General features: G+C 59.4%; 13 protein-coding genes. 8 read left to right on the top strand and 5 right to left on the bottom strand.

What is annotated here, in order from left to right; genetic code table 11:
• The 7 genes from ACQY47_RS17330 (at position 1) to pqqE (ending at position 6576) form a co-directional block, all read left to right on the top strand.
• Positions 1-795 (top strand): carbon-nitrogen hydrolase family protein, encoded by a 795-nt coding sequence (locus ACQY47_RS17330; protein WP_428550558.1) that lies wholly within the window; start codon positions 1-3, stop codon positions 793-795.
• Between the two features lie 48 nt (positions 796-843).
• Positions 844-3201, top strand: coding sequence for a pyrroloquinoline quinone biosynthesis protein PqqF (pqqF, locus tag ACQY47_RS17325; protein WP_428550555.1), 2358 nt, complete (start codon positions 844-846; stop codon positions 3199-3201).
• Positions 3202-3359: 158 nt separating this feature from the next.
• A complete protein-coding gene (gene pqqA / locus ACQY47_RS17320; RefSeq protein ID WP_003194766.1) occupies positions 3360-3434 on the top strand; it encodes a pyrroloquinoline quinone precursor peptide PqqA in 75 nt (24 codons plus the stop codon).
• Between the two features lie 71 nt (positions 3435-3505).
• On the top strand, positions 3506-4417 hold the full coding sequence (pqqB, locus tag ACQY47_RS17315; RefSeq protein WP_010207003.1) for a pyrroloquinoline quinone biosynthesis protein PqqB: 912 nt from the start codon (positions 3506-3508) through the stop codon (positions 4415-4417).
• 11 nt (positions 4418-4428) lie between these two features.
• Positions 4429-5181 (top strand): pyrroloquinoline-quinone synthase PqqC, encoded by a 753-nt coding sequence (gene pqqC / locus ACQY47_RS17310; protein WP_122735992.1) that lies wholly within the window; start codon positions 4429-4431, stop codon positions 5179-5181.
• Positions 5178-5453, top strand: coding sequence for a pyrroloquinoline quinone biosynthesis peptide chaperone PqqD (pqqD, locus tag ACQY47_RS17305; RefSeq protein ID WP_017138041.1), 276 nt, complete (start codon positions 5178-5180; stop codon positions 5451-5453). The genes pqqC and pqqD overlap by 4 nt, the downstream gene beginning before the upstream one ends.
• Complete coding sequence (pqqE, locus tag ACQY47_RS17300; protein ID WP_017138040.1) at positions 5446-6576, top strand: pyrroloquinoline quinone biosynthesis protein PqqE; 1131 nt, start codon at positions 5446-5448, stop codon at positions 6574-6576. Before pqqD ends, pqqE begins: the two co-directional genes overlap by 8 nt.
• 5 nt (positions 6577-6581) lie before the next feature.
• Here pqqE and ACQY47_RS17295 read toward each other — a convergent pair whose 3' ends face one another.
• The 4 genes from ACQY47_RS17295 to ACQY47_RS17280 form a co-directional block, all read right to left on the bottom strand.
• Positions 6582-6740, bottom strand: coding sequence for a YqaE/Pmp3 family membrane protein (locus ACQY47_RS17295; RefSeq protein ID WP_003194776.1), 159 nt, complete (start codon positions 6738-6740; stop codon positions 6582-6584).
• Between the two features lie 94 nt (positions 6741-6834).
• On the bottom strand, positions 6835-7155 hold the full coding sequence (locus ACQY47_RS17290) for a helix-turn-helix domain-containing protein (protein WP_099550411.1): 321 nt from the start codon (positions 7153-7155) through the stop codon (positions 6835-6837).
• Positions 7139-7504: a type II toxin-antitoxin system RelE/ParE family toxin gene (locus tag ACQY47_RS17285; RefSeq protein WP_056857832.1), complete on the bottom strand. Its 366-nt coding sequence runs from the start codon at positions 7502-7504 to the stop codon at positions 7139-7141. The genes ACQY47_RS17290 and ACQY47_RS17285 overlap by 17 nt, the downstream gene beginning before the upstream one ends.
• A gap of 234 nt (positions 7505-7738) precedes the next feature.
• The gene (locus ACQY47_RS17280) at positions 7739-8998 is read right to left on the bottom strand and encodes an aspartate aminotransferase family protein (protein ID WP_428550547.1); all 1260 of its coding nucleotides are present in this window, start codon (positions 8996-8998) and stop codon (positions 7739-7741) included.
• Between the two features lie 209 nt (positions 8999-9207).
• On the opposite strand from ACQY47_RS17280, the gene ACQY47_RS17275 reads away from it, so the two are divergent.
• Positions 9208-10107, top strand: a complete 900-nt coding sequence (locus ACQY47_RS17275; protein ID WP_017138036.1) for a LysR family transcriptional regulator — start codon at positions 9208-9210, stop codon at positions 10105-10107.
• Between the two features lie 226 nt (positions 10108-10333).
• On the opposite strand, the gene ACQY47_RS17270 is transcribed toward ACQY47_RS17275, so the two are convergent.
• Positions 10334-12112, bottom strand: coding sequence for an acyl-CoA dehydrogenase C-terminal domain-containing protein (locus ACQY47_RS17270; protein ID WP_428550543.1), 1779 nt, complete (start codon positions 12110-12112; stop codon positions 10334-10336).
• Positions 12113-12259 lie beyond the last annotated feature (147 nt).

The following is a 12259-nucleotide window of genomic DNA, read 5'->3' as shown; positions in this document are numbered from 1 at the left end:
ATGCGTGTCGCCCTGTACCAATGCCCACCGCTGCCGCTGGATGTGGCCGGCAACCTCAAGCGCCTGCATCAATTGGCGCATGAGGCGACCGGTGCCGACGTGCTGGTGCTGCCGGAGATGTTCCTCAGCGGCTACAACATCGGTGCCGAAGCGGTGGGCGCGCTGGCCGAAGCCCAGGATGGGCCGTCGGCTCAGGCGATTGCCGAGTTGGCCAAAAGCGCCGGCCTGGCCATTCTCTACGGTTACCCGGAGCGGGCTGAGGACGGGCAGATCTACAACGCCGTGCAATTGATCGATGCCCACGGCCAGCGCCTGTGCAACTATCGCAAGACTCACCTGTTTGGCGACCTGGACCACTCGATGTTCAGTGCCGGAGGAGATGACTTCCCGCTGGTGGAACTTAACGGCTGGAAGCTCGGGTTTCTGATCTGCTACGACCTGGAGTTCCCGGAAAACACCCGACGCCTGGCCCTGGCCGGCGCCGAGGTAATCCTGGTGCCGACGGCCAATATGGTGCCGTTCGACTTTGTTGCCGACGTGACCGTGCGGGCGCGGGCCTTTGAAAACCAGTGCTATGTGGCCTACGCCAACTACTGCGGGCACGAAGGCGAGATTCAGTACTGCGGGCAAAGCAGTATTGCTGCGCCCAATGGCCAGCGAATCGCCCAGGCGGGGCTGGATGAATCGTTGATCGTCGGTACGCTGGATCGCCAGTCGATCCTGGATGCCCGCGCGGCCAATCACTACCTGCAAGACCGTCGCCCAGAGCTGTACGGCGCGCTGCACAAGCCCTGAGCCAGACGGTTTGTTAGCATAGGCACATCCTACGTTTCGGAAGTGCCCATGCCTGCGCCGGCCCACCCTCATCACCTTGACTTGACCCTGGCCAACGGCCTGCGGGTTTCCTTGCGCCATGCGCCACGCTTGAAGCGTTGCGCCGCGATGTTGCGCGTGGCCGCCGGCAGCCATGACGTGCCACTCGCGTGGCCGGGCTTGGCGCATTTTCTTGAGCATTTGCTGTTTCTCGGCACTGCGCGTTTTCCCACAAGCGAAGGCTTGATGGCCTACGTGCAGCGCCAGGGTGGGCAGGTCAACGCCAGCACCCGCGAGCGCACCACAGACTTTTTCTTTGAATTGTCGGTGCCAACCTTTGCCGATGGGCTGGAGCGGCTGGCGGATATGCTCACCCATCCGCGCCTGACGATTGAAGACCAACTGCGTGAGCGCGAAGTGCTGCAAGCGGAGTTTGTGGCCTGGTCCCAGGATGCCAAGGCGCAGCAGCAGGTTGCGCTGCTGGAAGGCTTGGCGGCGGACCATCCGCTGCGCGGTTTTCATGCCGGGAATCGGGATAGCCTGCCGGTTGAGCGTGAGGCGTTTCAGCAGGCATTGAAGGAATTCCATACCAGGTTCTATCAGAGCGGGCAGATGACGTTACACCTTGCCGGCCCGCAGCCATTGGAAGAACTGCAAGCGTTGGCCCAGCGTTTCAGCGACGAATTGGCCACTGGCCCTCAGCACCCACAGGCTGCGCCGCCTGCGCTGATGCTCGGCCACGCCCAGGGCTTTCAACACATCGCCGATAACCACCTGCACCACGTCATCACCTGTGACGCGCCTCGCCAAGCGCTGGCGTTTCTCTGCACCTGGCTCAATGCTGCGGCGCCGGGTGGTTTACTGGCTGAGCTGAAAGCGCGAAAACTGGCCAACGCCATGCAGGCGACCGTGCTTTATGCGTTTGCCGGGCAAGCCGTATTGGATATCGACTTTACCCTCGATACTCAAGACGATTCGGCTACGCAAATCGAAGCGTTGCTGCACGACTGGCTGAGCTTTTTCGCACACAGCGATTGGACACCTTTACGCGAAGAGTTCGCCTTGCTGAACGCTCGTCAGCAACAGACCCAAAGTGCCTTGGCATGGGTGCGAAACGAAAGTGAAGACCTGTCGGAACAGGGCGTCGTCGCACTCAAAAAACTGCTGGATTCACTGCACCTCAAACCGGCCAGACAGGCTTGGCAGTTGCCGCCGAACAATCCATTCCTGCTTCCGCCGGCCAAAGAACAACGCGCCGGGCTGATCCGGGGCCAGACCAGCGCCCATCGTGGTTTGCGCACCTTCGCCCAAGACCGCTCCCGGGGCCGTCGGGAGGTGTCGGCGCTGACATTCAGCCAGGCATTGGCGGATGACACCGATGAAGGCGCGCTGTATCTGCAATGGCAGTTTGATAACGCCGCGCCCGTGGGGTTGGAAAATACATTACAGCCATTGCGCGAGAATGCCCGGCAGGCCGGAGTTGAGTTGTCTTTCGAAACGATCGGCAATGATTTCCTGGTGAAAATGGTCGGTCTTCATCAGCCCATGCCGGCTGTTCTGGACGTATTGGCACAAAGCTTAAGCCTGCCACAAGACGCCGCACACGCCGCGACACCGATGATCGCCATCCGAGCGTTGCTCAAGGCGCTGCCCGTTTGCTGCACCGACACTCACTCCGGGCCAGCTTCATGGGCGACGGCTCGATGGCATGGGCTCGGCTTTGGATTGCCGGCCGCTTGTGAAGCCGCGATCAAAATCGCCGCAGCGCGGCTGCCTGGGCAGGCGGCAAGCATTGAACACACGCCGCCAACCCTCGACGGCCGGAAGCTCTGGCACACGATAAAAACAGACTCCAATGAAGCCGCTTTACTGCTGTTTTGCCCAGCACCGACGCCAGCCTTGGCCGACGAAGCCGTCTGGCGACTGCTTGGGCATCTGCTGCACGGGCCGTTTTACCAGCGCCTGCGGGTTGATCTGCAAATCGGCTACGCGGTCTTCAGCGGCATCCGACAGGTCAACGGGCAAACCGGGCTGCTGTTTGGTGTGCAGTCCCCCAGCGTTTCACTGAGCGGGATCATTGATCACCTGCAGATCTTTCTGAAGCAATTACCGTCGTTAATCGACAGCAGCCCAGACCTGGGCAACCAGACCCTGGCGCAGCAATTCAGTGCCCAGCAACTGCCGCTCAACCAAGCCGCCGAACTGCTGTGGCAGGCTTACTTGGCGGGCCATCCGTCGGGTTACCTGGACCTGCTACAACAGTTGATACAAAACCGCACACGCGAGGATCTGCAGCGCGCCGCCCAGCAACTCAACGATGCCTCAGGCGGCTGGCGCTGTGTGGCCAACGGCCCGCGCATCAACGACGCCTGGCAACCGGCAGGCTGATCATTGCCAACCCTGCAACAGGCTTTTTCCGTCAAGACAGCGCTAACTTGAAAAGAATTGCGTAATATTCATACGCAATATCTGAACATCTCCAATAGGAGGTGGACTATATGTATTACTTGGTAGTGAACGTCCCATCCCTTGGTAGGAGTATGAATATGACCTGGTCCAAACCCGCTTACACTGATCTGCGTATCGGTTTCGAAGTCACCATGTACTTCGCCAGCCGTTGATTGGCTGAGTAATACAACGCCTCGGTTCGCCCGGGGCGTTTTTGTTTTGAGCTTTGCGTGATGGAGCAATCATGTTTGTCCAGATTCTAGGTTCCGCCGCCGGCGGTGGCTTCCCGCAGTGGAACTGCAACTGCGTGAACTGCGCAGGCTTTCGCGACGGCAGCCTGCGCGCCCAAGCGCGTACCCAATCGTCCATCGCGATTTCCGACGATGGCGTGAACTGGGTGCTGTGCAATGCTTCGCCGGATATCCGTGCGCAACTGCAAGGCTTTGCGCCGATGCAACCCGGCCGTGCCCTGCGCGATACCGGCATCAGCGCGATCATCCTGATGGACAGCCAGATCGACCACACCACCGGCCTGTTGAGCTTGCGCGAAGGTTGCCCGCATCAGGTGTGGTGCACTGACATGGTCCATGAAGACCTCAGCACCGGTTTCCCGCTGTTCACCATGTTGACCCACTGGAACGGCGGCCTGGCTTGGAACCGTATCGAGCTGGACGCCAGCTTCACCATCCCGGCCTGCCCGAATCTGCGCTTCACCCCGCTGCCCTTGCGCAGCGCCGCGCCGCCCTACTCGCCGCACCGCTTTGACCCGCACCCAGGCGATAACATCGGCCTGATCGTCGAGGACCTGCGCACTGGCGGTAAATTGTTCTACGCCCCAGGCCTGGGCAAAGTCGACGCGCCGCTGCTGGAAATCATGGCGGGCAGCGACTGCCTGTTGGTGGACGGCACGATGTGGGACGACGATGAAATGCAGCGCCGCGGCGTCGGCACCCGCACCGGCCGCGAGATGGGCCACCTGGCGCAGAACGGCCCTGGCGGCATGCTCGAAGTACTGGAGCAGCTACCCAAGCAGCGCAAGGTGCTTATCCACATCAACAACACCAACCCGATCCTCGACGAAGACTCCCCCGAGCGCGCCGAGCTGGTGCGGCGCAATGTCGAAGTGGCTTACGACGGCATGAGCATTGAATTGTAGGAGCAGACGAAGTGACTGACACACCGTTGACCACCACCGAATTCGAAGCCGCCCTGCGGGCCAAGGGCGCCTTCTACCATATCCATCACCCGTACCACGTGGCGATGTATGAAGGCCGCGCCACCCGCGAGCAGATTCAGGGCTGGGTCGCCAACCGTTTCTACTATCAGGTGAACATCCCGCTCAAAGACGCTGCGATCCTGGCCAACTGCCCGGACCGCGAGATCCGCCGTGAGTGGATCCAGCGTCTGCTCGACCACGACGGCGCGCCCGGTGAAGACGGCGGTATTGAAGCCTGGCTGCGCCTGGGCCAGGCCGTCGGCCTCGACCCCGACCAGTTGCGCTCCCAGGAGCTGGTACTGCCCGGCGTACGGTTTGCGGTGGATGCCTACGTCAACTTTGCCCGCCGCGCCAGCTGGCAGGAAGCTGCCAGCAGCTCGCTGACCGAACTGTTTGCGCCGCAGATCCACCAGTCGCGCCTCGACAGCTGGCCGCAGCACTATCCGTGGATCGACCCGGCCGGTTATGAGTATTTCCGCACCCGCCTCGGCCAGGCCCGTCGCGACGTAGAGCATGGTTTGGCGATCACGCTGCAGCACTACACCACTCGCGAAGGCCAGGAACGCATGCTGGAAATCCTGCAGTTCAAACTCGACATTCTGTGGAGCATGCTGGATGCCATGAGCATGGCCTACGAACTCAAACGCCCGCCGTATCACAGCGTGACCGAGCAGCGGGTCTGGCATAAAGGGATCACCCTATGAGCTTTGATCGCAGCAGAACACCGACCTGGCGCCAGGGCTATCGCTACCAGTACGAGCCAGCGCAAAAAGGCCACGTGTTGCTCTACCCCGAAGGCATGATCAAGCTCAACGACAGCGCCGCCTTGATCGGCGGGCTGATCGACGGCGAGCGCGACGTGGCCGCCATCATCGCCGAGCTGGATAAACAATTCCCGGGCGTGCCTGAACTCGGTCAAGACATCGAGGATTTCATGGAGGTCGCCCGTGCTGAGCACTGGATCGAACTTGCCTGAAAAGCCACCGATTGGCCTGCCACTGTGGTTGCTTGCCGAGCTGACTTACCGCTGCCCGTTGCAGTGCCCGTATTGCTCCAATCCGCTGGATTTTGCCGAGCAGGGTAAAGAGCTGAGCACCGAGCAGTGGATCAAGGTGTTTCGCGAAGCGCGGGAAATGGGCGCTGCGCAACTGGGGTTTTCCGGCGGTGAACCGCTGGTGCGCCAGGACCTTGCCGAACTGATCGCCGAGGCGCGCAAGCTGGGTTTCTACACTAACCTGATCACCTCGGGCATCGGTCTCACCGAGCAGAAGATCAGCGACTTCAAGAAGGCGGGCCTGGACCACATCCAGATCAGCTTCCAGGCCAGCGATGAACAGGTGAACAACCTGCTGGCCGGCTCGAAAAAAGCCTTCGCGCAAAAGCTGGAAATGGCCCGCGCGGTGAAGGCCCACGGCTATCCGATGGTGCTGAATTTCGTTACCCATCGGCACAATATCGACAAGATCGACCGCATTATCGAGCTGTGCATCGCACTGGAGGCAGATTTCGTCGAGCTTGCCACTTGCCAGTTCTACGGCTGGGCGCAACTCAACCGTGTGGGCTTGCTGCCGACCCAGGAACAACTGGTACGCGCCGAACGCATCACCAACGAATACCGCGCCAAGCTCGAAGCCGAAGGCCACCCGTGCAAGCTGATATTCGTGACACCGGATTACTACGAGGAACGCCCGAAAGCCTGCATGAACGGCTGGGGCAGCATCTTTCTGACAGTGACGCCGGACGGCACCGCCCTGCCTTGCCACGGCGCCCGACAGATGCCGGTGCAATTTCCCAATGTGCGCGACCACAGCATGCAGCACATCTGGTACGACTCGTTTGGCTTCAACCGCTTTCGCGGCTACGACTGGATGCCCGAGCCGTGCCGTTCATGCGATGAAAAGGAAAAGGACTTCGGCGGCTGCCGTTGCCAGGCGTTCATGCTCACGGGCGATGCGAGCAATGCCGACCCGGTGTGCAGCAAGTCCGAGCAGCACGGCATCATCCTCAAGGCGCGGGAAGAAGCCGAGCATGCCACCCAGACCATCGAGCAGTTGGCCTTTCGCAACGAGCGCAATTCACGGCTCATTGCGAAAGGCTGACGGCCTCAGCGCTTGGCGATGATGTACACCGCGTGGATGATACCGGGGAAGTAACCGCACAGGGTCAGCAGGATGTTCAGCCAGAACGCGCCGCCGAAACCCACTTGCAGGAACACACCCAATGGCGGCAGCAGGATAGCGATGATGATACGAATGATGTCCATGGGTAAGCTCCAAAAAATCGGCTCGTGTGAGCCGTGTAGCTAATCGACCTTGGGCGTTCGTGAGGGTTCAGTGGGGTCCGGCATTGGGCCATCTTCAGGCCAGAATCTCCAGGCCGTGTTTCTGTACGATGCTCAGTAACTTGAGCGCCATGCCGCTGGGTTGTTTTTCGCCGGACTCCCACTTTTTCACGGTGGAGGCGCTGGTGTTGAGGTAGCGAGCGAAAACGGGCTGACTGACATGACTGCTTTCACGCAGCTGCTTGATCTGCTCGGCCGGAATTTGTTCAGGGACGGTCGATAAGCACGCTTCGTCATATTCTCGGAGGGTGGTTTTGCTGATTGCTCCAATTGAATGAAGTGCTACGGCAGATTTATGAATCGACTCCAGCGCTTCACTTTCATATTTTTTGATCATGATGAATCTCCACAAACTCCCTTAAATCCAGTAATTGCTGGACTTGTGTGTCGTTTAAGCTTTCATAAGTTTTTGCCATCGCCCGAAACCAAATCAAATCTTTTTGACTGATATTGCTTTGATTCTGCTTGGCAAATAGCAGCTGATAAATCCAGTAGTGCCTGCCCTTGGCCAGGACAATTGAACGATGACGGTTTTGATTGAGGCGCTTCTTCCAGACACCGCCTCCCAGGTTATCGGCTTGGCCCTTCAACATCTCGCTGAATGCTTCCCTTAACTCCGAATCACAGATCCAAGCCTTGGCGGCTGCATCAGCAAAGTCCCGTGTCTTGAACAACCTAAGCTTCATGGATATCCCTTCCCACAAACATACCACCCAGTGGTACAGATTAGTAACGGAGCAAGTAAAATTCTTTGTGCACCAGCGGCAGTCCTTGCTGATGCCCGCTAAAAAGCCATTGTTTTCACGGATGCTCAATCAACGTTTTCAATCCAAAAATTTCACGAACAAAAAAACGCCCCCAGCCAAAAGAATCAGGCTGGAGGCGCCGCGTATGCCGCGAGACGGTTCAGGAATAAGAGGTTAAACGGCGATGCCCTTGCGACATTGCAGTTGGGCGGTACGCACGCGGGAGAACGCGCGCGCCAGGCGCAGGAGCATTTCGTCGATGTGGCTTTTGCTGACGTTCAAGGCTGGAGTAAAACGCAAACAGTCGGGTTGCGGGGCGATAAGGATCAGGTCTTCGTGCAATGCGGCCTTTACCACGGCATCCGCAGAATCATCTGACAGCGTCAGGCCCCACAGGAGTCCGTTGCCGCGTAGTTGCCCATGGCCGTATCGATAGGCCAGCCGGGCAAGGCCTTCTCCCAGGTACGGGCCGGATTCGCGTACCTGTTCGAGAAAACCGCTTTCCAACACGACGTCGAGTACGGCTGTACCGGCAGACGCCATCAAAGCATTGCCGTGATGCGTACCCTCCAGTTCCCCCGCTTCGAAACAACAAGCCTTGCCGCGCGCCAGCAACGCCGCCAACGGCACACCGCCGCCCAAGCCTTTGCCGAGGGTGATGATGTCGGCACGCACGCCGTACTGTTGTTCAGCCAGCAGGCTGCCGCAACGGCCAATGCCGGTTTGCACTTCATCGAGGATCAGCAGGATCCCCAGTTCGCGGCACAGGCGCTCGACCCCCTTCAAATAGTGCTCGGTAGCAGGAATGACGCCAGCTTCACTCTGGATCGGCTCCAACATGATGGCAACCGTTTGGGCATCGACGGCGGCGTGCAGCGCCGGCAAGTCGTTGAAGGGCACATGGCTGAAACCCGGCAGTTGCGGATCAAAACGGTTGCCGCCGGCACTCGCCGAGGCTGCCAGTGCCGCAAAGCTTCGACCATGACAACCGCTGCTGGCGCTGATGATGTGATAGGCACCACCGCGATACAGCTGGCCCCATTTACGCGCCAGTTTGATCGCGGCTTCACAGGCTTCCGAGCCGCTGTTGAGCAGGTAACCCTGGTCGCTGCCGGTGTGGTCACACAGCCGGTCGACGAGGTTCAGTTGGGCGCGGTTGTGCAGGCCGTTGCCAGGGTTGATCAGCATATGAGTCTGATCGGCCAGGGCTTTGATCAATACCTGCGGGCTATGACCGAGGCTGTTGGCGGCGCTGCCCTGGCTGAAATCCAGATAGGCGCGCTCGTCGCTGTCCCAAAGCCAGGAGCCCTGGCCACGCACAAACACCTGCGCGGGCCTTGCCACAGTCGGCATCAGGGATTTACTGAAGCCGTCATGGCGCGCGTTCACGATCAAATCGTCCAGGCTCGGCGCAGGGCGACGAAACAGATTCACAGCTCACCCCCAATAGCAACCGGGCCTTGGTCGACGCCCCGTACAAACACACCCTTGAGGTTTTTTGCCTTGCCTATGTAAATGCTATCAACATAAACGCTGTTCATTGCCCGATCCGGCCCTGTAAGCCCTGCGAATAGGCGCTAGACTAGGCGTCCAAGGGGCCATCGGCCATTTCGATTTTCCAGCTTTTTCGATAAGTAAGCCTTATGGATTTCAAGCAACTGCGTTATTTCGTCGCGGTGTATGAGGAAGGCCACGTGGGCCGTGCCGCCGAGCGTTTGTCGATCTCGCAACCGGCCTTGTCGCAACAGATTCGCCAGCTGGAGCAGAACCTGGATGTCAGCCTGTTCGAGCGCAGCAGCAAGCGCCTGTTGCCGACACTGGCGGCACACACCTTGTACAACCACGCCTTGCCGCTGATCGACGGCATGCAGCAAGCCGTCGAGGCCTTGCGCAACTTCAAGGGCCAGGCGATGCGCACCTTGGCCATTGGCGTACTGCAAACCGTGCACACCAGCCTGGTCCCGCAGATGCTCGAGCGCGTGCGCAAAGCCCAACCGCATCTGGTGGTGCAGATCTATGAGTTGACCGGGATTGAAATTGAGCGGCGTTTGCTCAACGGTTCGCTGGATATAGGCATCAGCTACTTGCCCCCCCGTCAGCCGGGGTTAACCGGCGTGTTGCTGTACGAAGATGAACTGAAGGTCGTCATCCCCGAAGACCATCCATTGCGGGAATTCAAGAAAGTCTCGCTGAAACAGGCGGCGGAGTTGCCGATGCTGCTGTTGGGGGAAGAGTTTCAGGTGCGCCAGATCTGGCAAGGCCAGTTATCCAATTTAGGACGACGGCCACAAGTGCAGGCGGAGTTGAATACGATGGCAGGGATTCTCGACAGCCTGCCTCATACCCAGCTCGCCACCGTATTGCCGGGGCGCTCCCAGGATGAACACAACAGCAAGGCACTGCTGTGGAAGCCCTTGAGTGAACCCAGGGTGCCGCTGAAAGTGGGGTTGGTGTGCCGCGATGTGCAGCGCCAACAAGCGACGGTGGCGTTGTTGCGCACCCTGCTCGAAGACGTAATGAATGCCCCACAGGCAGGCGCCTGACTTTTTCGCGGGCAAAAGAAAACCCCGCCGAAGCGGGGCTTTGCAGACTGTTTCCCTGACATCCATTTCACTCCGCCATCCTGGCAGAATCCTACGTGTCCGTGTTGTTGCTTTGCGCTTCCTGCGCGACGTCCATGTGAAGTAGATTATCCGTGGATCCAATTTGGCGATAGAGGACGAATAGCAGCACGTCATGTAAGAGAATGCTTACACGCCCTCCAAGCCCTTAGAACAGTGCTTCATCCAGCAAAAACAATGATTCGCTACCGGCTTTTACCGACGCACTCAGTGAATGAATGCGCGGCAGCAGGCGGGCAAAGTAGAAGCGCGCGGTACCCAGCTTGCTGGCGTAGAAGTCTTCTTCAGCCTCTTTGCCCAGCGCGGCCTTGGCCATGCGCGCCCACATATAGGCATAGGCCATGTAGCCAAAGGCGTGCAGGTACTCAACCGAAGCCGCGCCGATTTCATTCAGGTTGGTCTTGGCGCGGTCCAGCACCCAGGCGGTCAACTCATCCAGGTTATCCACGGCAGCGCTGAGCGGTTGGGTGAACTCGCTCAACTCGGCGCCTGAAGCCGCGATGAACTGGCGGATCTCGTCAGCGAACAAGGTGTAGAACGCCCCGCCGCTGCCAACGATCTTGCGCCCCATCAAGTCCAGCGCTTGAATGCCGTTGGTGCCTTCGTAGATCTGCGTGATGCGCACATCCCGCACCAACTGCTCCTGGCCCCACTCGCGGATGTAGCCGTGGCCGCCAAAGATCTGCTGGCCGAGCACGGTGGTTTCCAGGCCAAGGTCGCTGAGGAAGGCCTTGGCAACAGGTGTCAGCAGCGCCACCAGGTTGTCTGCACGTTCGCGAGCGGCGGCATCTTCACTGAACTTGGCGATGTCCAATTGCGTGGCCACATAGGTGGAGAACGCACGACCGCCTTCGTTCGAGGCTTTCATGGTCAGCAACATGCGGCGCACATCCGGGTGCACGATGATCGGGTCGGCCACTTTGTCCTTGGCCTGGGCGCCGGTCGGCGAGCGGCTTTGCAGACGGTCGCGCGCGTATTCAATCGCGTTTTGATAAGAGCGCTCACCCGACGCCAGGCCCTGGATACCCACACCCAAACGCTCGTAGTTCATCATGGTGAACATCGCCGCCAACCCACGGTTCGGCTCGCCCACCAGGTAACCCACGGCTGCATCGAAGTTCATCACGCAGGTCGCGGATGCCTGGATGCCCATCTTGTGTTCGATGGAGCCGCAGCTCACCGGGTTGCGCGCGCCCAGGCTGCCGTCGGCATTGACCATGAACTTCGGCACCAGAAACAGCGAAATGCCCTTTGGCCCGGCCGGTGCATCCGGCAGTTTGGCCAGCACCAGGTGGATGATGTTGTCGGTGAGGTCATGCTCGCCGCCGGTGATAAAGATCTTGGTGCCACTGATGGTGTAGGACCCGTCCGCCTGAGGCTCAGCCTTGGTGCGGATAATGCCCAGGTCAGTCCCGGCGTGCGCTTCCGTCAGGCACATGGAACCTGCCCACTCACCCGAATACATTTTCGGCAGGTAGGTAGCCTTGAGCGCTTCGCTGGCGTGGGTGTTGATGGAGACGCAGGCGCCGGAGGTCAGCATCGGGTAAAGGCCAAACGCCAGGCTCGACGAGTTGATCATCTCTTCAACCTGGGCCGAGACTGCCTTGGGCATGCCCATGCCGCCGAAGATCGGGTCGCCGCCTACGCCCACCCAGCCACCTTCGGCGTAGGTCTTATAAGCCTGTGGGAAACCAACCGGCGTGCTGACGGCAGTGTCCGCCCAACGGCAACCTTGCTCGTCGCCATTACGGCTGAGCGGCGCGATGGATTTGGCCGTGACCTTGCCGGCTTCTTCAAGGATCGCTTCAACGGTTTCGGCATCTACGGTGTCTGCCAATGCCGGCAATTGGGCCCAGGTGTTGGCGACCTCAAAAACTTCGTTGAGGACGAAGCGCATATCACGCAGCGGCGCTTTGTAATCAGCCATGGCAAACCTCGTGAGAACAGGAAAAGTGATTCGATAGGATCGGTTTTACAGGCTTCGAGTGTAACCGAACAACATTTGAGACACATAGGGTCTGTTAGTGACCAGTAAGTATTTTCGGGTCACACGAAGAGCTAATGTGGGAGCTGG

It is taken from the genome of Pseudomonas edaphica, assembly GCF_965277385.1.
GTDB classification, from domain to species: Bacteria; Pseudomonadota; Gammaproteobacteria; order Pseudomonadales; family Pseudomonadaceae; genus Aquipseudomonas; species Aquipseudomonas edaphica.
Note: the sequence above shows the minus strand (reverse complement) of the source record. Positions and strands in the feature narration are given on the sequence as shown.